General features: G+C 32.2%; 27 protein-coding genes and 1 other annotated feature. Of the genes, 26 read left to right on the forward strand and 1 reads right to left on the reverse strand.

What is annotated here, in order from left to right; translation table 11 throughout:
- Positions 1 to 38 precede the first annotated feature (38 nt).
- Positions 39 to 689 carry a tRNA (guanosine(46)-N7)-methyltransferase TrmB gene (trmB, locus tag WR164_RS03700; RefSeq protein WP_286136200.1) on the forward strand — a complete coding sequence of 217 codons (651 nt, stop codon included), beginning with the start codon at positions 39 to 41 and terminating at the stop codon, positions 687 to 689.
- Here trmB and WR164_RS03705 read toward each other — a convergent pair.
- Complete coding sequence (locus WR164_RS03705; RefSeq protein WP_286136201.1) at positions 668 to 964, reverse strand: hypothetical protein; 297 nt, start codon at positions 962 to 964, stop codon at positions 668 to 670. The two genes, trmB and WR164_RS03705, sit on opposite strands and share 22 nt — an antisense overlap.
- A 123-nt stretch (positions 965 to 1,087) precedes the next feature.
- Between WR164_RS03705 and WR164_RS03710 the strand changes: the two genes are divergently transcribed.
- The 25 genes from WR164_RS03710 (at position 1,088) to rpmF (ending at position 23,828) form a co-directional block, all read left to right on the forward strand.
- Entirely contained in the window at positions 1,088 to 1,408 is a 321-nt protein-coding gene (locus WR164_RS03710; RefSeq protein ID WP_286136202.1) for a thioredoxin family protein, read from the forward strand.
- 20 nt (positions 1,409 to 1,428) lie between these two features.
- The gene (gene ytpR, locus WR164_RS03715; protein WP_286136203.1) at positions 1,429 to 2,067 is read left to right on the forward strand and encodes a YtpR family tRNA-binding protein; all 639 of its coding nucleotides are present in this window, start codon (positions 1,429 to 1,431) and stop codon (positions 2,065 to 2,067) included.
- A gap of 73 nt (positions 2,068 to 2,140) precedes the next feature.
- Positions 2,141 to 4,573 (forward strand): DNA translocase FtsK, encoded by a 2,433-nt coding sequence (locus WR164_RS03720; protein WP_286136204.1) that lies wholly within the window; start codon positions 2,141 to 2,143, stop codon positions 4,571 to 4,573.
- A gap of 16 nt (positions 4,574 to 4,589) precedes the next feature.
- Entirely contained in the window at positions 4,590 to 5,906 is a 1,317-nt protein-coding gene (murC, locus tag WR164_RS03725) for a UDP-N-acetylmuramate--L-alanine ligase (protein ID WP_286136205.1), read from the forward strand.
- Between the two features lie 61 nt (positions 5,907 to 5,967).
- Positions 5,968 to 6,690 carry a Bax inhibitor-1/YccA family protein gene (locus WR164_RS03730; RefSeq protein WP_286136206.1) on the forward strand — a complete coding sequence of 241 codons (723 nt, stop codon included), beginning with the start codon at positions 5,968 to 5,970 and terminating at the stop codon, positions 6,688 to 6,690.
- Positions 6,691 to 6,787: 97 nt separating this feature from the next.
- Positions 6,788 to 9,436 (forward strand): DNA polymerase I, encoded by a 2,649-nt coding sequence (gene polA / locus WR164_RS03735; protein WP_286136207.1) that lies wholly within the window; start codon positions 6,788 to 6,790, stop codon positions 9,434 to 9,436.
- 23 nt (positions 9,437 to 9,459) lie between these two features.
- Positions 9,460 to 10,305: a DNA-formamidopyrimidine glycosylase gene (gene mutM / locus WR164_RS03740; protein WP_286136208.1), complete on the forward strand. Its 846-nt coding sequence runs from the start codon at positions 9,460 to 9,462 to the stop codon at positions 10,303 to 10,305.
- Entirely contained in the window at positions 10,298 to 10,891 is a 594-nt protein-coding gene (gene coaE / locus WR164_RS03745; protein WP_286136209.1) for a dephospho-CoA kinase, read from the forward strand. Before mutM ends, coaE begins: the two co-directional genes overlap by 8 nt.
- Positions 10,892 to 10,909: 18 nt before the next feature.
- On the forward strand, positions 10,910 to 11,428 hold the full coding sequence (gene nrdR / locus WR164_RS03750; RefSeq protein ID WP_286136210.1) for a transcriptional regulator NrdR: 519 nt from the start codon (positions 10,910 to 10,912) through the stop codon (positions 11,426 to 11,428).
- Positions 11,429 to 11,430: 2 nt separating this feature from the next.
- Positions 11,431 to 12,795 (forward strand): replication initiation and membrane attachment family protein, encoded by a 1,365-nt coding sequence (locus WR164_RS03755; protein ID WP_286136211.1) that lies wholly within the window; start codon positions 11,431 to 11,433, stop codon positions 12,793 to 12,795.
- A 3-nt stretch (positions 12,796 to 12,798) separates the two neighbouring features.
- Positions 12,799 to 13,749, forward strand: a complete 951-nt coding sequence (gene dnaI / locus WR164_RS03760) for a primosomal protein DnaI (protein WP_286136212.1) — start codon at positions 12,799 to 12,801, stop codon at positions 13,747 to 13,749.
- A 354-nt stretch (positions 13,750 to 14,103) separates the two neighbouring features.
- The gene (gene thrS / locus WR164_RS03765) at positions 14,104 to 16,056 is read left to right on the forward strand and encodes a threonine--tRNA ligase (protein WP_286136213.1); all 1,953 of its coding nucleotides are present in this window, start codon (positions 14,104 to 14,106) and stop codon (positions 16,054 to 16,056) included.
- 44 nt (positions 16,057 to 16,100) lie between these two features.
- Positions 16,101 to 16,228 (forward strand) — a sequence feature (ribosomal protein L20 leader region).
- A gap of 39 nt (positions 16,229 to 16,267) precedes the next feature.
- On the forward strand, positions 16,268 to 16,780 hold the full coding sequence (gene infC, locus WR164_RS03770; protein ID WP_286136214.1) for a translation initiation factor IF-3: 513 nt from the start codon (positions 16,268 to 16,270) through the stop codon (positions 16,778 to 16,780).
- Positions 16,781 to 16,801: 21 nt separating this feature from the next.
- On the forward strand, positions 16,802 to 16,993 hold the full coding sequence (gene rpmI, locus WR164_RS03775) for a 50S ribosomal protein L35 (protein WP_286136215.1): 192 nt from the start codon (positions 16,802 to 16,804) through the stop codon (positions 16,991 to 16,993).
- Between the two features lie 33 nt (positions 16,994 to 17,026).
- Positions 17,027 to 17,383 (forward strand): 50S ribosomal protein L20, encoded by a 357-nt coding sequence (gene rplT, locus WR164_RS03780; protein ID WP_286136216.1) that lies wholly within the window; start codon positions 17,027 to 17,029, stop codon positions 17,381 to 17,383.
- A 127-nt stretch (positions 17,384 to 17,510) separates the two neighbouring features.
- Positions 17,511 to 18,047 (forward strand): YqeG family HAD IIIA-type phosphatase, encoded by a 537-nt coding sequence (locus WR164_RS03785; protein WP_286136217.1) that lies wholly within the window; start codon positions 17,511 to 17,513, stop codon positions 18,045 to 18,047.
- Positions 18,034 to 19,152, forward strand: a complete 1,119-nt coding sequence (gene yqeH, locus WR164_RS03790; RefSeq protein ID WP_286136218.1) for a ribosome biogenesis GTPase YqeH — start codon at positions 18,034 to 18,036, stop codon at positions 19,150 to 19,152. The genes WR164_RS03785 and yqeH overlap by 14 nt, the downstream gene beginning before the upstream one ends.
- 10 nt (positions 19,153 to 19,162) lie before the next feature.
- A complete protein-coding gene (locus WR164_RS03795; RefSeq protein ID WP_286136219.1) occupies positions 19,163 to 19,474 on the forward strand; it encodes a YhbY family RNA-binding protein in 312 nt (103 codons plus the stop codon).
- Between the two features lie 12 nt (positions 19,475 to 19,486).
- Positions 19,487 to 20,116 (forward strand): nicotinate-nucleotide adenylyltransferase, encoded by a 630-nt coding sequence (locus WR164_RS03800; protein WP_286136220.1) that lies wholly within the window; start codon positions 19,487 to 19,489, stop codon positions 20,114 to 20,116.
- A complete protein-coding gene (gene yqeK, locus WR164_RS03805) occupies positions 20,109 to 20,720 on the forward strand; it encodes a bis(5'-nucleosyl)-tetraphosphatase (symmetrical) YqeK (protein WP_286136221.1) in 612 nt (203 codons plus the stop codon). Before WR164_RS03800 ends, yqeK begins: the two co-directional genes overlap by 8 nt.
- Before the next feature lie 18 nt (positions 20,721 to 20,738).
- Positions 20,739 to 21,098: a ribosome silencing factor gene (rsfS, locus tag WR164_RS03810; RefSeq protein ID WP_286136222.1), complete on the forward strand. Its 360-nt coding sequence runs from the start codon at positions 20,739 to 20,741 to the stop codon at positions 21,096 to 21,098.
- On the forward strand, positions 21,095 to 21,829 hold the full coding sequence (locus tag WR164_RS03815) for a class I SAM-dependent DNA methyltransferase (RefSeq protein ID WP_286136223.1): 735 nt from the start codon (positions 21,095 to 21,097) through the stop codon (positions 21,827 to 21,829). The genes rsfS and WR164_RS03815 overlap by 4 nt, the downstream gene beginning before the upstream one ends.
- A gap of 5 nt (positions 21,830 to 21,834) precedes the next feature.
- A complete protein-coding gene (locus tag WR164_RS03820; RefSeq protein ID WP_286136224.1) occupies positions 21,835 to 22,968 on the forward strand; it encodes a nucleotidyltransferase in 1,134 nt (377 codons plus the stop codon).
- 84 nt (positions 22,969 to 23,052) lie between these two features.
- The gene (locus WR164_RS03825) at positions 23,053 to 23,595 is read left to right on the forward strand and encodes a DUF177 domain-containing protein (protein WP_286136225.1); all 543 of its coding nucleotides are present in this window, start codon (positions 23,053 to 23,055) and stop codon (positions 23,593 to 23,595) included.
- A 50-nt stretch (positions 23,596 to 23,645) separates the two neighbouring features.
- Positions 23,646 to 23,828 carry a 50S ribosomal protein L32 gene (gene rpmF / locus WR164_RS03830; RefSeq protein WP_286136226.1) on the forward strand — a complete coding sequence of 61 codons (183 nt, stop codon included), beginning with the start codon at positions 23,646 to 23,648 and terminating at the stop codon, positions 23,826 to 23,828.
- The last annotated feature ends 50 nt before the right edge of the window (positions 23,829 to 23,878 follow it).

Here is a 23,878-nt window from a genome sequence, read left to right on the forward strand (position 1 = left end):
AAAATAAAATTAAAGGTGAATGAAGGAGAATAAATCGTATGCGGGTTAGAAATAAACCGTGGGCAGAACCGTATATTACTGCTCATCCAAATTGGATTGTTACCAATCCAGATCGATGGATTGGAAAATGGAAAGAACGTTTTCCGAATCCTAACCAGCCATTACAATTAGAAATTGGGACTGGAAAAGGTCAGTTTATCGTTGAAATGGCCAAAAAATATCCCCAAATTAATTTCTTGGGGATTGAGATTCAAACATCAGTGATTGCGATGGCATTAAGAAAAGCGGTTAATAACGAATTAACAAACATTCAGTTTCTACATACTGATGGAATTATGGTTGATCGATTATTTAACCAGAATGAAGTTGATGCCATTTACTTAAATTTTTCTGATCCATGGCCTAAAAAGAGGCATGAAAAACGGCGCTTAACTTCACCACGTTTTTTAAATAGTTATTCTAAAGTATTAAGTCCAGATGCACCAATTAAATTTAAAACTGATAATCGCGGCTTATTTGAATATTCACTTAAAACATTTAACAATCAAGGATTGGTATTTGACGATATTAGTCTTAATTTGCATAATAGTCCTGAAAATAAAAATAATGTTCAAACTGAATATGAAGAAAAATTTAGTCAAAATGGACCCATTTATCAGGCAGTCGTTCATTTTAATCGAAAAAACTGAGTAATTTTACCATTGTTATTAGCAATGAATTTAAATTGATTAATCTCATGACCAGATTGGATGTTAATTCCGCCAATGAATGCCTTTTGTTTCTTATAATAATGGATCCATGTTCCATAAATGGCTTTATTTCTAAATTTAGATTTAATTGTCTTGATAATTTGATTTTCAATTTGATCATGATGCTTTTTTATGATCATATTTACGTTGACACTAGTTATAATTGATATAATACTTAATCCAACAATCAAGGCTTCTAATTGATGCTTTTTCATTATTAATACCTCCAAATTAACATTAATTACTTTTAGTATAAATCAAACTATAATTAAGCACACTTACATTGTTTTTAGTATAATGAATTAATGGAGAGTTAATGAAATGGGGGGGCTTTATTTATGGAAAAGATTGAAAATGCAACTAAAAAGACACTTGATAAGCGAATTAAAAATGGAAAGTATGTTCTATTTTTTAATGCAACCTGGTGCTCTGATTGTAATTTTATTAAACCAGCAATGCCTGATATTGTAAAAGATTATCCAAATTATCATTTTATTTCTGTTGATCGTGATCATAATATGGATTTAGCTCGTGATATGAATATTTTTGGAATTCCAAGTTTTGTTGTATTCAATAATGGTAAAGAAATTGGTAGATTAGTTAATAAAGATCGTAAAACAAAAGATGAAATTGAAAAATTTCTTGATTCATTAAAATAAAAACGAGGGTGTTAAATAGAATGTTAATTTCAAGCTATAGTTTAAAAGGAACGGACGATATTTTAATTGTAATGATTCATCCTAATGTTAGTGAACAATCATTTGAAATTAAGAATGGCATTGTTCATATTTATGATGCTAAAAATAACACAACACTAGGTTATAACTTCTTATCAGCAAGTAAAATTATTCCTGATTTAGTTAAACATAATGGTCCTTTCGAATTAAGTCAAAAAGAAATTGATACTTTAAATCAGGTATTAAATCAAAATGGCTTTAGTGATCAGATTAAATTTGATCCGGATCCTAAATTTGTTGTTGGTTATGTTGAATCAACAAAGCCGCATCCAGATTCAGATCATTTACAAATTACTCAAACTAAAATTAATAATGGAAAGACAGTGCAAATTGTCAGTGGTTCACCCAACATGCGAGAACATATTAAAGTTGTTGTTGCTAAGGTTGGTGCAATCATGCCTAGTGGAATGATCATTGAACCTGGTAAGTTACGCGGCGTTGAAAGTGATGGAATGATTTGTGCTGGATATGAATTAAATTTAAAAAATGCCCCTCAAAAACCGGGAGCATTGATTTTACCTGATGAATATCAAGTTGGATCTAAATTTGATTTTAATAAAGCTAATCATCTATTCGACTAGCTTTAATATAAAAAGGGGAAAAGGAAAATCCCCTGTACATATATTATTAATAAATAATTAAGGATGACAGAATATGAACCATTACGATGGCCCAGCTTTTTATCGCCGTTTTTTAAATCGAGCGATGGGTAAAAAACCATTTAATAACCAATCTTCAAAACGGCACATTAGACATAAACAGATACATTTAAAAAAGGATGATATTCAAACTAGTAATCCAATTGCTGAAATGACGAAGGCTTTTAAGCCTAATCAGAATTATCATTATCATTCTCAGCTAAAAGTATATCATCACAGTGATCATGGTATAAATTATAACCGATTAAAGTCTGAATTACAGAAAAATAATGATTCATATATTGTAATTGCGTCTAATTATGATAATGATTCCACTTTTGGACAACAAACAAATCAATTTTCAATTAACCGCTCCGAATTATCTAACCTTGATGAACATCAAAATAATAATGATCAAGGAAGTAATTTTGATCATAAGACGACACCAATTTCTAACGTTTCTGTTCATGAAACGAATTCTGATGATATAAGCAATTCGAATAATCCAAATGATGATCAGAAGATAACATCTAAAAAAGCTTCCGAGAATGTTAAACCAAGTAATCGAAACTATGGTTTAGAATCAAGCCACATTTCGTCACAAAATAATAGTAATAATTCTGAATTACAATCTGACGTTATTTCAAATTCAAGTAATCAAGCATCCAAGAGTAGCTCTTCTGATGAAGATTTATCTGAATCTAGTAATTATCAATCTAGCTCTGATAATGTTAAATCTAAATCTGCATCTAAATATGGACTTGGGAACACGTTATCTTCCATCTTGAATGATGAAGATAGTGGTGATCATCATTCTAAATTATTTGATCAGGATCAACAAAAGAAACAAAATACCGAACAACAAATGAATGATAATCAAAATCATGGGAAAAATTTATCATCAGAAAAAAATACTACCCACTTAAATAACGAAAGGGCAGCTGAACAACCATCTTCTGATACAGTGATAGGTAATAATTCCAACTCAAACGTTGCTCATCCGAAAGTCACACAAATTAATCCGACAGATCGTGGCTACCACTATCCAAGTCCTAAATTGCTTAATCAACCAAAGCATTTTAAAGATGAACATTTAAATGAATGGATTAAGAGACAAGCCAAAATTTTAAATAAAACTTTAGATGCATTTAACGTTGATGCTGAAGTGGTTGATTGGACAAATGGACCAACCGTTACTCAATTTCAAGTTAAATTAAAATTAGGTGTTAAGGTAAGTAAAATCACGAACTTAACGGATGATTTGAAATTAGCATTAGCTGCTAAGGATATTAGAATCGAAGCACCAATTCCAGGTCGAACTACCGTTGGAATTGAAATTCCGAATCCAAAACCGCGTCCGGTATTATTATCTGAGGTTATTAATTCTGATAAATTTCAAAATAGTAATAAGGCGTTGACAGTTGCATTGGGAGTTGATCTAACCGGTCAACCGCAAGTTACTGATATTAGAAAAATGCCCCATGGGTTAATTGCTGGAGCAACTGGGTCTGGTAAAAGTGTATTTATCAATAGTTTGTTGATGTCATTGTTGTATAAAGATAATCCATCAGAACTGAGATTAATTTTAATTGATCCAAAAGCGGTCGAACTAGCTCCTTATAATGGAATTCCGCATTTGCTTTCACCAGTTATTTCTGATCCTAAACAAGCTTCCGCAGCATTAAAATGGGCTGTAAAGGAAATGGATCAGCGTTATGAACGGTTAGCTGCCGGTGGTGTTAGAAATATTGAGCAATTTAATAAAGAAGCCGAAAAGCGTAATGAACCAGGATTAAAGATGCCATATATTGTCATTGTAATTGATGAATTAGCTGATCTAATGATGGTTGCTTCGACTGAGGTTGAGGATTATATCGTTAGAATTACTCAGAAGGCTCGTGCGGCTGGGATTCACTTGATTGTTGCAACGCAGCGACCAAGTGTAGATATCATTACTGGAACGATTAAGAATAATATTCCAACTAGGGTTGCATTTATGGTTTCAAGTCAAGTTGATTCAAGAACCATTATTGATTCATCTGGAGCCGAGCGTTTGCTAGGAAAAGGTGATATGCTATATGTTGGTAGTGGATCTAGCCAGCCAATAAGATTACAGGGAACATTTGTTGGAAATAATGAAATTGAAAAAGTTACTGATTTCATAAGACAACAGGGCCATCCTAACTATGCTTTTCAACCTAAGTCGTTGCTAAAACACGTTGATCAGGTTGAAAATCAAGATAAATTAATGCCCCAAGTTTTGAAATACATTTCAAATGAAAAAACGATTTCAACTTCTAAACTCCAACGTGTATTCTCAATTGGTTACAATCGTGCTGCAAGTTTAATTGATGATTTGGAACAGAATAATTATGTTTCTTCTCAGCATGGTTCCAAACCAAGGGATGTTTATCTTACTAAAGAAGATTATCAAAAATTAAATCAATAATCAGGAGAGGTTAGTCATGAACAAAAATACAATTTATCATTTTGTTGGAATTAAAGGAACTGGGATGAGTGCAATGGCTCTTATTCTTCATGCTCGTGGTTGTAAAGTTCAAGGATCAGATATTGAACAACGGACTTTTACCCAGAAGGGATTAGAAAATGCCCACATTAAGCTTTTACCGTTTGATCCTAAAAATATTCATGAAGGTTTAACGGTAATTGCTGGAAATTCATTTACTAATGATCATCCAGAAATTGCCAAGGCTTTGAAAATGAAGTTGCCTGTTTATCGATATCATCAATTCTTAGGAAAAATGATTGAAGGGCATACTAGTATTGGAATTTCCGGAACCCATGGTAAAACCAGCACAACTGGATTGCTTTCGCATGTTTTGAGTAATATTGCACCAACAGACTATTTAATTGGTGATGGGACAGGAAATGGTGTCCCCAATGCTAGATTCTTTGTTTACGAAGCTGATGAATATAGAAGGCATTTCCTTGCTACTAAACCTGATTACTCAATTATGACCAATGTTGATTTTGATCATCCTGATTATTATGCAGACATTAATGATGTTTTTAGTGCATTTCAGTCTTTTGCGGATCAAACTCAAAAGGGTGTTTTCGTTTGGGGTGAAGATCCAAGGTTGAAACATTTAAAAACTCATGTCCCAGTTTACACTTACGGTACTGGATTAGATGATGATTTTAGAGCTGTTAATGTTAAAAGGAATACTGACGGATCAGAATTTGACGTTGTTCACGATGGTAAGAATTTAGGACGTTTTGTTATTCATCTTTTTGGTGAACACAGTATTTTGAATTCACTTGCTGTCATTGCTGTCTCTTACTTTGAAGATGTTGATTTAAAAGAAATCAAACGTGAATTAGCTAATTTCATGGGTGTTAAACGTCGCTTCTCAAGATCTAAAGTTTCAGATATGACGATTGTTGATGATTATGCTCATCATCCATCAGAAATTAATGCAACTTTAGATGCAACAAGGCAAGAATTCCCCGATAAAAAAGTTGTTGTTGTTTTTCAGCCTCATACTTATAGCAGAACTTTAGCATATTTAGATCAATTTGCCCAAAGCTTAAGTAAAGCTGATGAAGTTTACGTTACAAAAATTTATAGTTCACCACGTGAAAAATCTGGAAAAGTATCTAGCCAAGATTTGGTAAATAAAATTACTAAAAATAGTCATTTGATTAAGGGCGAAGATATGAAACCACTGCTTCAATACCATAATGAAGTCGTTGTATTTATGGGTGCTGGTGATATTCAGAAGTACGAAAAGAAATATAAAGATTTATTACAAAAAAGATAAATTAATTGATAATTAACGATGATTTATTTAAGATAATGGTAAACATAAAGAGGTGTTTTGAATGAACAATTTTAATATTAATCCAGATACTGAACGAAAAACAATTAGCGACGCAACTGGTTTAAACCGTTTTTTAGGTAAAACTTATGGTTGGATGGCATTTGCAATCTTGCTTTCCGGATTGGTTTCATATTTATGCGGAACTGTATATGCAAGTACAACTTTTAGTATTTTATATGGAAATCGATGGATGTCATGGATATTGATATTTGTATGGTTTGGTGTTGCAATGGCAACCCAAAGACAAGCATTAAAGAGTCCTACAGTTGGAATTGTGATGCTTTCAATTTTTGCGGCATTAACGGGCTTAACTTTTTCAAGTATTTTTGCAGTATATACAAAAGCAACCATTACGGCAGCTTTTGTTGCAAGTGCTAGTGACTTTATTGCAATGAGTTTTATGGGATTAACAACTAAGAAAGATTTAACTAACATTGGTCGTCAAGCATTTGCAGCATTATTTGGTATTATTGTTGCAGGTTTTATTAATATATTTTTACGAATGAGCATTGCTACTTTAATTATTTCAATTGTTTCAGTTGTTGTTTTCTCAATTTTAACCGCTTTTGATACTCAAAAGAATAAGGAATTATACTTAAGATATGGTAATGATTTTTCATCAACAGGATTAGCAATTAACGGTGCATTAATTTTATATTTAGATTTCATTAACCTATTTATTGATTTATTATCAATTTTTGGATTTTCTAGTGATAATCGTTAAAATTATCAATCTAAAATAACGGTACTTAGTTGTGCCGTTATTTTTTTCGTTATCGGTGTTAAAATAATAATAGTAAAAAATAGCAAGGGAGATTTATATGGCCGAAAAGAAGCAACGATTATTATTAATTGATGGGAATAGTATTATCTATAAAGCATTTTTTGCTTTGCCAGCTAATCGTTTTACTAATGATAAAGGCATCCATACCAATGCAACATATGGATTTAATCGAATGTTAGATACAATGTTAGACATTGTTAAACCAACCTTAGCGTTAGCTGCCTTTGATGCAGGAAAAATAACATTTCGAACTAAAATGTATTCTGATTATAAGGGCGGTAGGAAGCCGACCCCTGATGAATTAATTCAACAGTTTCCCTATGTTAAACGATTATTAAAGGCACGTGGTATTAAAAGTTATCAACTTAATAATTATGAAGCTGATGATATTATTGGGACGTTGTCTAAACGTGCTGAAAAATTGGGATATGAAACAACAATTGTTACTGGTGATCGTGATCTAACGCAACTTTGTTCTAATTTAACGACGGTTTCCTTATCTAAAACCGGTGTAAGTAGCGTTGAACATTTTACAACTGAACACGTCATTGATAAATTTGGCATCAAGCCGAGTCAAATTGTTGATGTAAAGGCACTGCGCGGTGATAATTCAGATAATTATCCCGGGGTCACTTTAATTGGCCATAAAAAAGCAATTAAATTAATTCAAAAATACGGTTCAATGGAAAATGTTTATCAGCATTTAGACGATTTTTCTGGCAAAAAGATGCAGCAACATTTAATTGAAGATAAAGATAAGGCATACTTAGCTAAAAAACTTGCTACTATTGACCGTCAATCACCAGTTACAATTAAGTTATCACAAGTTCCATATTTAGGTGATCAAATCGATCAATTAATTTCATTTTATAAAGACGTTGGCTTCCATAGTTATTTAATGCAGTTAAATAATAGTGGAAAAATAAGTTCACCCAAAATTAAATATACACAGTTGGATTCAAAACATTTAAAATTAATCGATCATTTAAATCTGGACAAACCAGTAACATTTTATTTAGCAATGCCTGAACCTAATTATCATCTTTCACCATTTGCTGGTTTTGTAATCGGTCAAGAAGATAAATGGTTTGTTTCTAAAGATATTGACTTGCTTAATTCAAATCCGATTAAACATATTTTAGAAAGTAATCAAATTTTTAAGAATGTTTTCGACGCTAAAAGAACTTATGTGGGATTAAATCGATTAGGGATAAAGTTGGCACACATTAATTTTGACATGCTACTTGTTTCCTACTTGTTGAATACTAATGATAATAGTAATGATTTAGGGAAAGTTGCCGCTAAACATGGTGATTTTAATATTAAATCTGATGAACAAGTTTATGGCAAGGGTGCAAAAAGATCGATTCCGGATGATGAAATACTACTGAAACATTTGGTTTCAAAGGCAATGGCAATTAATAATCTTCAAGATCAAATGTTTAGTCAATTAAAGACAAATAATCAAGAAAAACTCTATCGACAAATTGAATTACCAGTTGCATTTACACTCGCTAGAATGGAAATTGCTGGGATTACTGTCGACACCAACGTGCTTAACCAAATGAAAAATAAATATACAGAACGTTTAAGTCAAGTTGAAAGTGATATTTATAATCAAGCCGGTGAGAAATTCAACATTGGGTCACCAAAACAATTGGGAAAAATTTTGTTTGAAAAATTACAATTACCGGTGATTAAAAGAACTAAAACGGGTTATTCAACATCGGTTGACGTTTTAGAAAAATTAGCGGGCGAATCTAAAATTGTTCAAAATGTTCTTGAATATCGAAAAATTGCTAAAATATTATCAACCTATATCGATGGACTATTAAAGGTCGTTCATTCTACTGATCATAAAGTTCACACGAGATATTTGCAGACCCTGACCCAAACGGGACGATTATCTTCCGTTGATCCTAATTTACAGAATATTCCCGTTAGGACGCCTGAAGGGAAGAAAATTAGGAAAGCGTTCATCCCAAGTCATAAGGGTTGGGAAATCTTTTCATTTGATTATTCTCAAATTGAATTGAGGGTCTTAGCTGCAATTTCTGGTGACCGAAATATGCAAAAAGAATTTGCTGAGAATGACGATATTCATGCATCAACTGCTAGAAGAATTTTTAATTTAAAGTCAAATGCTGATGTAACACCTAATTTAAGAAGACAAGCTAAAGCAGTTAATTTTGGAATTGTTTATGGGATTAGTGCATTTGGTTTATCAAGAAATACTGGCATTAGTAGAGCTAGGGCAAAATCATTTATTGAAAAGTATTTTCAAGAATATCCAAATGTAAAAAAATATATGAATGGTGAAGTCGACAAAGCTCATAAATTGGGGTATGTTGAAACCATTTCACACCGCAGAAGATACTTGCCAGATATTCATTCTAAAAATTTCCACCAAAGGTCTTTTGCTGAACGAACAGCCATGAATACACCCATTCAAGGTAGCGCTGCTGATATTATTAAAATTGCGATGATTAAAATGGAACGGGCAATTCAAAATATGAGCGCCACCATGCTTTTACAAATTCATGATGAATTAATTTTTGAAGCACCTGATAGCGAAATTGAGGAGCTAACTAAATTAGTCCCGAAAACAATGGACAGTGCTGTTAAATTAGATGTACCATTAAAAGTTTCTGTTAATTATGGAAAATCATGGTATGATGCAAAATAAACAAATTAAAAGAGGTTATTAAAATGCCTGAATTGCCAGAAGTTGAAACTGTTAAAAAAGGTTTAAATGAATTAGTTAAGGGATGTCAGATTAGACGAGTTGAGGTCTTATATTCTAAAATGATTGATAATGTTACTGCGGATACTTTTAAACGTGCATTAACAAATAAAAAAATTTTAAGAATTGACCGACGCGGTAAATATTTATTATTTAGGTTTAATGGTCAAATTACAATGGTTTCACATTTAAGAATGGAAGGAAAATATGATGTTGAAACTGAAGGGGCAGAACCTGGTAAGCATACCCATGTTATTTTTCATTTAACTGATGGTCGGGAACTTCGTTATAATGACAGTCGTAAATTCGGTCGAATGTACTTAATTCATAATGGTGAAGAGCATACTCTGTCTGGATTAGGAACATTGGGACCTGAACCAACGTCTGATGATTTAACTTTTAGTTATATGAAGAAAATAATGAATAAAAGTCGTGGTAAAATTAAGCCGTTTTTATTAAACCAAAGTCATATTGCAGGGCTTGGTAATATTTATACCGATGAAGTTTTGTGGATGTCTAAAATTCATCCTGAACAGCAAACTAATTTGATTAGTGATGATAAAATTAAACTTCTTAGAAAAAATATTATTAAAGAAATTAAAGAAGCAATTAAGGGCCATGGGACCACGGTGTTTTCTTATAAGAATGCTTTTGGGGAATCCGGAAGTTTTCAGAATCATTTACACGTTTATCATCGCGATGGTCAACCATGTGAGCGATGTGGAACTTTAATTAAAAAAATTAGAGTAGCTCAACGTGGGACTCATTTTTGCCCTCAATGCCAAAAGGTTGTGAAAGTAGATAATGACTAGAGTAATTGGAATTACTGGTGGAATCGCTACTGGTAAATCTAATGTTAGTAGGGTGATTAAAGAATCATTGCACCTACCAATTATTGATGCGGATCAAATCACCCATGATATTCAATTTAATAATGTTAAATGTCAGCGGAAAATTATTTCTTATTTTGGCCTTAAAATTTTAGATGACACAAAAAATATTGATCGTCAAAAATTGGGAAAAATCGTTTTTAGTGACCGTTTCCAATTAAATCAATTGGTTAGAATCATGGATCCATTTATTAGACAACAAGTGATATCTGAAATTAAGCAATTGAGTTCCAGACATGAATTAATTATTTTAGATGCACCGACATTGTTCGAAAATGGGTACCAATATTTAACCGATCAAATCATTGTTGTAAAATGTAACTATATTTATCAGATGAAGCGTTTGATTAAAAGAAATCATTTATCAATTGCGGATGCGTCTGCTAGAATTAATAGTCAGTGGCCACTTGATATTAAGGAACAGTTATCTGATTTTATGATCGATACGTCTGGTACGTTCAAGCAAACGAAAAATCAAGTAATTCAATTATTTAGTAATTATTTTTAAATCGTTGGGGTGATATAAATGCGATGTCCACATTGCCATCATAATTCTTCTAGGGTTGTGGATAGTCGGCCGACTGATGACGGCAGAGTCATTAGAAGACGCCGTGAATGTGAAAATTGTGGTTATCGATATACCACTTTTGAAAGAATTGAAAAGAATCCATTATTAGTAGTTAAGAATAATGGGAACCGAGAAGAGTTTAACCGCAGTAAAATTTTAAAGGGTATCATTCGTTCCGCTGAAAAACGACCTGTTTCAATGGATCAAATGACACATATTGTTGATAAAGTAGAAAATAAAATTAGATCTTTAGGGGAAAATGAAATTTCCAGTCAATTAATTGGCAAATATGTTATGGAAGAATTATCTTCTGTTGATGAAATTTCCTATATTAGATTTGCTAGTGTTTATAGACAATTCAAAGATATGACCGTTTTCTATAATGAGCTTAAAGAGGTAATGGATAAGGATAAAAAGCAACATCATGATCATAATGAAAATGATAATCATAATGGAACAAACAGTAATGAGGAATGATTATGGAAGATTCATGGCGTCAAATTATGCCACAAACTAAATTTGGCTTGATATCTAATGATGAGCTTTATACTAATCAAAGAAGGTCGTTAGATTTATTATATCAGCCAATTTTGGGTAGTAATGCGTATACGTTGATTAATATTTTATGGGAAATTAATGATCATCATGATATGAAATTAAAATACCACACTCATTTTGAAATATTGAATCTGTTAGGAATCGGAATGAAAGCATTTTGTGATGCAAGAAAGAAATTAGAGGGTGCTGGATTATTAAAGACGTTATTAAAAAAGAAGCCTGATGTTTCTGATAATCTTTATATTTATGAATTAATTTCGCCTGTTTCTGTTAATGATTTTTTTAATGATGATTTATTAAGCTTGGCACTACTTGAAATTGTAGGAGAAAACTACTATCAAAATTTAATTCATAGATTATTTCATCAATTTCCTAAATATGATGGGTTTAAGGATATTAGCCATAATTTTTTGGAAGCTTATCAAGTGAGTCATAATAAAATTACTCATCACCCTAAAATTAGTCATCATCATGAAGGAACATTCGTTAATGATCAATCCATTCAAGCGCCCAATTTTGATTTTAAAATGCTATTGAATATTTTATCTTCATCATATGTTGATACAGCATCAATTAAAAGGGCTCATCAATTAATTGTGGATATTAATCGAATGTATGGAATCGATGAAATTGATATGGCAAAATTGATTGAAAGATCGACTAATATAACGACCAACCGATTTGATACTAAAAAGCTCAAAATATTAATTGCTAGAATTTATCAGTCTAAACAATCGAACGTTGATATTGACCCTGATTCTAAAATTTCTAATCAATCTAGCTCAGGTGATTTTTCTAAGGATGAGCAGGAATTGATTAATGCTACTAAGGAGTACGCTCCCATGGAATTTTTGCAATCATTAAAAGGTATGAAACATGGGATGATTAGCTCAAATGAACGCTGGACAATTAAGGAAATTATGAACCAGAGTTCGTTGAAGACAAGTGTGATTAATATGTTGATTTATCATATTTTAATTGATGAACAGCGAACAAATTTAAAACGAAGTTATTTTGATACGATTGCTGATAATTGGAGTCAAAAACAAATCAACACTCCTGAACAAGCAATTCAATATATTAAGCTCCGTGATAATAATGCTAATGAAAAGCATTATCAAAAGAACGCTTATCACAGAAATGGGAAACCAAAGATCAAGGAGACTTTGCCTGAATGGGCTAAGGAAGATTATCATCCTAAATATAAAAAAGCTAGTTTAGCAACTAGAAAACGGGTTAAAGAAAAATTAAAACGTTTGAATCATGATATGAAGGAAGGTAGATAACCAGTGAAAAGTTTGAAATTAACGATGCAAGATATTATGAATAAGCATCATATTAGCGATGACTATCATCATTTAATGCATAATGCCATTCATGATCCTGAAGTCAATTCATTTATTAAGAAAAATCATGTTTCTAATCAAACAATTATTAATTCTGCTTCCAAATTATATGAGTATTTTGATGAAAAAAAGAAATTAGTAAACGGCAAGCAGACTTTAATTCCTGGTTATGTGCCTAAATTGGTCATGAATGATAACTTGATTGATATAACTTATGTTCCTACCCGTGATACAGTTGAAAAACAGCATACGGATCAATTACAAAATCGGGTTCAATCAATTTCAATGCCTAAAATGATTAGGAATGCAAATTTGGACGATTTTGATAGTGATTCAACAACTGAAAGAACAATGGCACTGGGACTAGCTGTTGATTTTATTTCTAACTATACTAAACGTCCAAAGCATTTTCATCGTGGATTATATTTATATGGAAAATTTGGAATTGGGAAAACATATTTGTTAGCGGCGATTGCAAATCGTTTGGCTAGTAAAGGATATCGAACGATGTTAGTTCATTTTCCAAGTTTTGCAGCTGATATGAAAAATTCAATTGCAAATAATGATGTTGGAGCTAAATTGGATCGTGTTAAAACCGCACCAATTTTAATGTTAGATGATCTAGGGGCAGATTCGATTTCATCTTGGATTCGTGATGACATTTTAGCAGTTATTTTAGAATACCGGATGCAAAATGAATTGCCGACTTTTTTCAGTTCGAATGATTCAATGAAAAAATTGGAGACAGACCATTTAAGAATTGATAAAGCAGGTAACGATGAGCCCTTAAAGGCAAAGCGAATCATGCAGAGGATTCATTTTCTATCTAGAGAATTTTTACTTACTGGTAAAAATCGACGTTTAGGAAATAAAGATCATTTATCTAAAAAGTAATTTTATGATAATATTTTAATTTTTTAACTTGACAATTAAACTGAATTAAGTTTTAATGTAGACATAGTTTAAATGATATTGAAAGACATGGTTTATAATTTTTAATATTCAGGGAGAAAAAACATTTACTGGAAGTTTTTTATATTAAATTATGAATTACCACTTTCTTTATGTTCGGAGGAAAATTCCGGAACGGATGGTTACCGTTATCAACCAAATTGAGTATTCATTAGGCTTTTTGTCTATGGATTGAATTTGGGTGGAACCACGGTAATTGACGTCCCTGACACATTATGTGTTGGGGACGTTTTTTATTTACAATGGTTTTCACCAAATATAAAGGAGATATTTATTATGACTCAACTTTCATTTGAATTTCCAGATGGTAAAGTTAAACAGTTTGATGCTGGTGTAGATATTAAATCGATTGCAAAATCAATTGCAATTAGTTTAGCTAAAAAAGCCGTTGCCGGTAAGGTTGACGGCCAAATGGTTGGTGTTAATACTCCTCTTAATAAGGGTGGTAAAGTTGAAGTAATTACTTCAGATTCTAAGGATGGTTTAAGTGTTCTTAGAAATACTGCTGCTCAATTATTAAAGGCTGCCTTACATGATACTTATCATGATGATATTAAATTTGGTACTAATGGTGCCTATGACGATGGCTTTTATGTTGATACTGATAAAAAAGAAAATCAAGTTAGTGCCGATGAATTACAACCATTATCCGATAAAATGAATAAAATGATTAAACATAACGTTCCCTTGAAACGGGTTATTTTATCTAAAGCAGATGCATTGAACCAAGTTGATGGTGATCCTTATCAAGCAAAATTAGTTAATAAATTTGCTTCTAATGATCAAGTTGCATTTTATCAAATCAATGATTATATGAGTTTAGCAAACGGTGTTGTTTTACCTTCTGCTGGATCAGTTAAGTACTTTAAATTATTGTCAGTTGCTGGTGCTTACTGGGAAGGTAAATCATCTAACCCAATGCTACAAAGAATTTATGCAACTGCCTTTGTTAAAAAGGTTGATTTAGATGCTGATGTTAAAAAGCGTCAAGAAGCTAGAGAACGTGACCACCGAGTTATTGGTAATAAGCTAGACTTATTCTTCGTTGATCCAAAAGTCGGGCAAGGTCTTCCTTACTGGATGCCAAATGGTGCTACTATTCGTCGTGTGATTGAACGATACATTGTTGATAAGGAAGTTGCTGCTGGTTATGAACATGTATATACACCGGTATTAATGAATTTGAATGCTTATAAGACTTCTGGCCACTGGGCTCACTACCGAGATGATATGTTCCCACCAATGAAAATGAAAGATGGTGAAGAACTTGAATTACGTCCAATGAATTGCCCAAGTCATATTCAAATCTATAACAGACATATTCGTTCATACCGTGAATTACCATTAAGAATTGCTGAATTAGGGATGATGCACAGATATGAAAAGGCCGGTGCACTTTCAGGTCTCCAACGTGTTCGTGAAATGACTTTAAATGATGGTCATACTTTTGTTGCCCCTGATCAAATTCAAGATGAATTTAAGCGCATTTTAAACTTAATGGTAGATGTTTACCATGATTTTGATATTAGTAATTATCACTTTAGATTGAGTTACCGTGATCCAAAGAACACCACTAAGTACTTCCAAAATGATGCTTTGTGGAATAAATCACAGAAAATGCTTAAGGGTGCCATGGACGACTTAGGTTTAGATTATGTTGAAGCTGAAGGTGAAGCAGCATTCTATGGTCCAAAATTAGATGTCCAGACTTACACTGCTTTAGGTAACGAAGAAACATTATCTACCATTCAATTAGACTTTATGTTGCCAAAACGTTTTGATTTACATTATGTTGGTAAGGATGGTAAAGATCATCAACCAGTTATGATTCACCGTGGAATTGTTTCAACGATGGAACGTTTTGTTGCTTACTTAATTGAAATGTACAAGGGTGCTTTTCCAACTTGGTTAGCTCCAAAACAAGTAAAAATTATTCCAGTTAGTTTAGATAAACATGGTGATTATGCTAAGAAAATTAACGCCAAATTAAGAAAATTACACATTCGTTCTGAAGTAGAAAACAGAAGTGAAAAGATGGGTTACTTAATTCGTGATGCTCAAACCCATAAGATTCCATACACATTAGTTGTTGGTGATGATGAAATGAGTAATAATCAAGTTTCAGTCAGACAGTATGGACATAAGGATAGTAAGGATGAATCAATCGATGAATTTGTAAAGCAAATTCAAAAAGATATTCAAAGTTACTCAAGACATTACGGTGAATAAATGTCATTTGACTTTTTAATTTAAATCAAGTAAAATACTAATTGTAATAAAAGCAGAGGCTTCCCGCTTCTCGCCTAAGTGATTTTAATTGCTGGGCTTGATAAGAGATTAATTGTGACAATTTATCACAAATGATGGCGGGTGCATTCTGCATCCGCCATTTTTCTGCTTCAAAAGATTTTGGAGGTGAATCGCTATAGCAAGAAATGTATTGATTAACGAAAGAATACGGGCAAATAAGGTTCGATTGATTGATGATCAAGGAAATCAATTAGGAATTAAGAGCCGAAATGAAGCTTTGAAGACTGCACAAGATCGTGATTTAGATTTAATGTTAGTTTCACCAAATGCTAAACCACCAGTTGCTAGAATCTTGAATTATGGTAAATACCATTTTCAACAACAAAAGCGAGCTCGTAAATCTCGTCAGCGTCAAAAAGTTGTTAGTTCAAAGGAAGTTCGTTTGAGCCCAACTATTGATACAAATGATTTTAATACTAAATTGAATCGTGTTAAACGCTTTATTAAAAAAGGTGCTAAAGTACGAGTTTCAATTCGTTTTAAGGGCCGTGCAATTACTCATAAGGGAATTGGTCGTGATGTTTTAGAAAAAATGGCCAATGAAGTATCAGATGTTGCCAATGTTATTAATCACCCTAAAATGGATGGAAGAAGTATGTTTTTAGTTTTATCACCGATTGATAAAAACAATAAAAACAAATAATAGTTAAGGAGAATTATTATTATGCCTAAGACAAAAACAAATAGAGCCATTGCAAAACGTTTTAAGAAAACCGCTAAGGGTGGCTTAAAGAGTGGTCACGCACGTACTAGTCACCGTTTCCACGGAAAAACTAAGAAGCAACGTAGACATTTACGTGGTACTAGAATGGTTTATAAGACTAGTGCTAAGAAATATAATCATTTATTACACTAATTTATCGTTATTTAATTTTAGGAGGAATTCAATATGCCAAGAGTTAAAGGCGGATCAGTAACACGTAGACGTCGTAAGCGTGTTCTAAAGGCTGCTAAAGGTTACCGTTTATCTAAACATTCATTATTTAAGACTGCTAAAGATCAAGTTATGAAGTCACGAGAATATGCATTCCGTGATCGTCATGCTAATAAAATTCATTTCAGAAAGCTCTGGATTACACGAATTAACGCAGCAGCTCGTATGAATGGTTTAAGTTATAGTAAATTAATGCACGGCTTAAAAGTTGCTAACATTGAAATGAACCGTAAGATGTTAGCTGACTTAGCTGTTAATGATAGCAAGGCATTTACAGAATTAGCTGATAAAGCTAAAAAAGCCTTAGCATAAAAATTAATAAAACTTTCACCTATGTTTTTATGGTGAGAGTTTTTTATTATAATAAAGAGTAAAAAAATGGATTTTTCCATTTTTTATACATATAATATTTTTATTTAATAATTTGATGGAGGAAGTAATGTTAGCAAAGTTTAAACCAACGTGGATGATTAATAGTATCTATAATATTTCTCCTAACCGATTAAAACAATTGGGGGTAAAAGCTGTTTTGTCTGATTTAGACAATACCATTGTTCCATGGAACAATAAAAATGCCACCCCTCAATTAATTAATTGGCTTAATCAATTAAAACATGAACATATTATTTTTATTATTATTTCTAATAATAAAGGAAAACGAATTGCAAGAGTGGTTCAAGATTTAAAATTGCCATTTATTGGCCGAGCATTGAAACCACTTCCGTTTGGCATTTTACGGGCGTTAAAATCTTTTCATTTAGATAAAGATAACGTTATTATGGTTGGCGACCAGTTATTGACTGATATTCCCGCAGCCAATTTTTGTCACGTAAGAAGTGTGCTTGTAAAACCATTGGTGGCAACTGATCCTTGGAACACTAGAATCAATCGTTTCTTTGAAAAAAAACTTAAGAAAAGACTATTAAAGATTTATCCCGAATTACATTGGCAGGAGGATATAAATGGACACAAATAATGAATTACGTTGTATTGGTTGTGGAGCTGTGATTCAGACTGATAACCCTAAAGAAGCTGGTTATACGCCTAAATCAGCATATGAAAAGGGTGTTAAAACGAATCAATTATATTGTCAACGTTGCTTTAGACTAAGACATTACAGTCAAATTGAACCAGTTAACATTTCTGATGATCAATTTTTAAAACTATTGAATCAGATTCAAGATACGAATGCTTTAATTGTCTATGTCGTTGATATTTTTAATTTTAATGGAAGCATCATTCCTGGAATTCAGCGATTTGTAGGTAAGAATCCGTTTCTATTGGTTGGTAATAAAGCAGATTTGATCCCACGATCCATCAATCGTAGTAAAATTAAAGATTGGTTAAGACAAAGAAGTAATGAAATTGGAATTAAACCACTTGGGATTCAATTAATTTCTGCTAAAACAAATCAATATGTTGACCAATTATTTAAAACAATTGATCAATTGAGAGGTCATCGTGATGTCTATATTGTCGGGGTTACTAATGTTGGTAAATCAACTTTGATGAACCAACTAATTAGGCAAAATACTGGCATTAGAGAATTGATTACAACATCACGCTTTCCTGGGACGACATTGGATCAAATTAAAATTGATTTAAATGATGGACATCAATTAGTGGATACTCCTGGGATTGTTCATCATTCTGAAATGGCACATTATTTAAATGGAAAAGATTTAAAAATAGCAACCCCACAAAAGCCAATTAAACCGCGTGAATACCAATTGAATAGTGGTCAAACATTATTTTTAGGTGGCTTAGCAAGATTTGATTATGTAAATGGCCATTTTAAGAAGGGATTTACCATTTATGTTAATAATGATTTATTGATTCATCGAACTAAATTGGCTAATGCAGATGATGTTTATAAACGACAGTTTGGTAAATTGTTAACGCCACCAAGTGAAGAGTATCAGGATTCATTTCCCAAGTTGGTTCGTTATGAATTTAAAACATCATATAAATCTGACTTGGTTTTTGAAGGTTTAGGTTGGATTACTGTTCCAAGCAATGTTGTTATTGCCGGATGGGCACCTAAAGGAATGGATGTATTAATCCGTCGATCAATGATTTAAGGAGTTTAAAATGAATTTAAGAGGTAAACAAAAAAGATATTTAAGAGCACAAGCTAATCGAATGAAGCCAATTTTTTCAATTGGTAAGAATGGATTAAATCAGCAATGGTTAGATGAAGTTAACGGCGCTTTAGAAAAACGTGAATTAATTAAAGTTAATATTCAACAAAGTGCTGGAATTGATGTACCAACCGCCAGGGATTTTATTATTAACCACAGTTCAATTAATGTTGTTCAAACCATTGGAAAGACGTTATTACTATTTAAAAGGGCACAAAAACCGACCCATCGACATTTTTCAAACGAAGTTGAAGATATTTAGAGGTGAATTGAATTGGACAATCGTTTTGGCAAAGCAGATGTTCAGACAGTTACCCAATTAAATCATGGTATTAAAAGAAAGAAGATTGGTATTTTAGGTGGGACATTTAATCCAATTCATAATGGTCACTTATTAATTGCTGATCAAGTTCAAAATCAATTAGGATTAGATCAAGTTTTATTTATGCCAGATAATATTCCGCCACATATTGACCCTAAATTGGCGATTGACGCTAAAGATCGGATTAACATGATTAATTTAGCAATTAATAATAATCCTAAATTTTCAATTGAAAAAGCTGAAATTAAACGTGGTGGGAAAAGTTATTCGTATGATACGATGCTACAATTAACTAGGATGCACCCATATAATGAATATTACTTTATTATTGGTGGTGACATGGTAGAATATTTACCAAAGTGGTATAAAATTAATCAGTTAATTAACTTAGTCCATTTTGTTGGTGTCAGAAGATCTGGATATCCTACCTCTTCTAAATATCCGGTGATATGGGTGGATGTTCCTTATTTTAATGTTTCATCGACTCTGGTCCGACGTAAAATTAAACAAAGAGCCTCCATTCGCTATTTAGTCCCAGATCAAGTCATTAAATATATAAAGGAGTATCATCTTTATGAGTAATGTTGAACTAACTTATCATGAGAATATCGTACCATATGATCGAAACGAACTATTGAATCGTCTAAACCATGCACTTAGAAAACCCAGATATGAACACGTTGTAAGAGTTGAACAGATGGCAATTAAATTGGCTAAATTAAACGATGTTGATGTTGAAAAAGCTAGTATTGGCGGATTAGTCCATGATTATGCTAAGCAAAGGCCAGCTCAAGATTTTATTGATGCAATTAAGAAGTATCATCTTGATAAAACTTTATTGGATTATGGTAATGCAATTTGGCATGGTTATGTTGGTTGGATTTTTGTTAAAAAAGAACTTGGAATCCAAGATATTGATGTTTTGAACGCCGTTAAACATCATACAATTGGTGCTAAACATATGACTAAACTAGAACAAATTGTTTACATGGCTGATTATATTGAAATGGGCAGACAATTTCCTAATGTTGATAAAGCCAGAAAAGTAACATTTGATAATCTACAAAATGGAGTTGCTTACCAAACTAAGCATACTTTGGATTATTTAATTCAAAACAATAAACAGGTATTTCCAAAAATGATTGATACTTATAATGCCTGGGTACCTAAATCTAATATTAAATAAGAGGTGTATTTTTAATTTATGAATACAATTGACATTCTAAAAACGGTTGTAAAATCTGCCGACTTTAAACAAGCTCGTAATATTGTTGCACTAGATATGCGCGGAATTAGTTTAATGTCTGATTACTATGTAATTATGGATGCTAGTTCAAGTCGTCAAGTAAAAGCAATTGCTAATGCTATCATTGAATCAAGTGAAGAACATCACATTGACGTTGAAGAAGTCGAAGGAAGAAAAGAAGGCCAATGGATTTTGATTGATTTAGATGGCGTTATTGTTCACGTTTTTGAATCTGAAAAACGTAGCTTCTATAATCTAGAAAAACTCTGGTCAGATGCTCCGGATGTTGATGTTTCTAAGTGGGAAGATCCAGAATGATTTTTTCAAAATTTGCTCAATTTTATGATGAGTTATTTGATCCAGCCATGTATCAAAAATGGCTGGATTTTGTTCTAACTAATTCTAAACCGGAAGATCGTTTAATTGATTTAGCATGTGGGACGGGTAGATTAATTGTCTCATTGGCTAAATTAGGCTATCATACAACCGGGTTGGATTTTTCTGATGATATGTTATCAATTGCAGAACAGCATGCGATTGATAATAATGTTAGCCCGTTTTTAATTCAAGGAAATATGCTAGATTTATCGAATTTAGATCAATATAGCATCATTACTTGTTTTGATGATTCACTATGTTATTTAAAAAATCAAAAAGAACTGTTGAGGGCCTTTTTAGAAGTTTATCAACATTTATCTGATCATGGAGTATATCTATTTGACGTCATTTCACCTTATCAAACTGATGTTGTCTATCCTGGATATATGTATAATTATCATGATAAAAATCGCGCTTTTATGTGGCAAAGTTATGAAGGGGATAAACCCCATTCAGTTGAACATGACTTAACTTTCTTTTATTATAATTACGAAAAAGATGCTTATGATGAATACAGTGAGCTACACCATGAAAGAACGTATGATTTAAATATTTACATTCAATTATTAAAAAAAGCTGGGTTTAATCAAATTAGTGCGACTGCTGATTTTGGAAAAAGTAAAATTAACAAAACGACCACTCGCTATTTCTTTAAATGTAAGAAGGATTAATAAAAATGTTACATGCTGTTGGAATAATTGCAGAATATAATCCATTTCATAACGGTCATGAGTATCAGTTAAAAATGGCAAAAAAAAAGACTAATGCAGATGTTTGTATAGTTGTCATGAGTGGTGACTGGGTTCAACGTGGGGATCCAGCAATTTTAGATAAATGGTTGAGAGCCAACTTTGCACTCCAACATGGGGCGGATTTAGTAGTCGAACTACCCGCCCAATTTGCCGTTCAACCAGTTAATATTTTTGCGGCTGGCGGAGTTAAAATTTTAAATCAATTAAATTGTGACGCATTATCATTTGGATGCAAAACGCCTGGTTTGAATTTTAATCAATTAGCAAATGTTAATTTAGATGATATGAATGATTATTTTCATAATTATTTCCAACCATATCCAAAATTGTTTCAAGGTGCATTTTATAAGCAAACGGGACAAAAGATTCATGATCCTAATGATATTTTAGGGATTAATTATGCTCATTTTAATTCTAAATTTAATTCACCAATGAAAATTATTCCAATCAAGCGTCAAGGGACTCTGCATAACGAAGGAAACATTAAACAACGGTTTGCAAGTTCATCTACAATTAGAGAAATGCTAGTTAATCATATTGATTCTAAATCAAAGTTGTTAAAAATTGTTGATTCAAATATTATTGAAGGAATATTAAAACAGCGGTTAGTGACGTGGAATGATTTTTGGCCAATGCTTAAATTTGAATTAGTTACTAGCTCTTTATCAGATTTGAAAAATATTTATCAAATGAATGAGGGGATTGAATATCGCCTGAAACGGTTTGCAATTACTTCTAAATCTTTTAATGAATTTATTGATAAAGTTAAGACAAAACGCTATACTTATTCAAGGTTAAAACGTTTATTTGGATATATTCTATTTCATTTGAAACGGGATGATTACATTCAAAATGAATATTTAAGAATTTTAGGTTTTAATCAAATCGGTAGAAAGTATTTAAACCAGGAGAAGAAGAAAATCCAAATTCCAATTATTTCAAGAGCAAGTCAAAAAATGTTAAACTCTGTTTTACAATTAGACTTTAAAGCTGGGATGCTATATGAAATGATTACAGGTCAATCTCAAGATCTATATCGTCACCCCATTATTAAATAATTATTATAGGCTATCAAGGGAAACACCTTGACATCTTTTTAGTGAGTATGTATAATTACGATTGTTGCATTAGGAGGAATTATCATGAAATGGGCCTTGCAAGATTTAAAAGAATATAATACAAAGCCACTTTCTGTCGATGAAACATTGAATGTTGAATCTGATTTATTAAATCGATATAGTGATGGTATTTTATCATCAACACCTTTTCAAGTTCATGCCGATGTTTTATATGATCGTGGCAATGCAGTCGTTAATGCGAGGGCAACTGGAGAAATCACAGTTCCTTCTTCAAGGTCACTTACGCCAGTAAAAATGCCATTAGATTTTCATATTGATGAAATTTATGTTCCGGATCGTGAAGCAATAAAACTATATGATAAAGATGATGTTGTCATGGTTTTAGGAAAAAAACAAATTATTAATTTTGATAAATCTGTGGCTGATAATATTATTTTACAAATTCCAATGCATATTCTGTCTCCAAAGGAAGATAAATATCATATCATGCCCAAGGGACACGATTGGGAAGTTATGACTGAAGATGAATTTTATCATCCTAAGGCAGATCATAAACATGTTGATCCACGTCTTGCTAAGTTAAAGGATTACTTTAAAAACAAGTAAGGCATAATAATTTCACTAGTGGATATTTCAAATTAAAGGAGGCGTTGATTGTGGCAGTTCCTAAGAGAAAGACTTCTAAGGCTAGAAAAAATATGCGTCGTTCTCATATTAATTTATCTATGCCTGGTTTAACACCTTGTCCAAATTGTGGTGAATTACGTAAACCACATTATGTATGCCCAAATTGTGGTTATTACGATGGCAAGGAAATCGTAAATGTTAAAAAGAATTAATAATTTTTATACTTTGAAAGCTTTCAGGGCACCATGGGTTCTGAAAGCTT

This window comes from Philodulcilactobacillus myokonensis, from assembly GCF_027923585.1.
Classification (GTDB): domain Bacteria; phylum Bacillota; class Bacilli; order Lactobacillales; family Lactobacillaceae; genus Philodulcilactobacillus; species Philodulcilactobacillus myokonensis.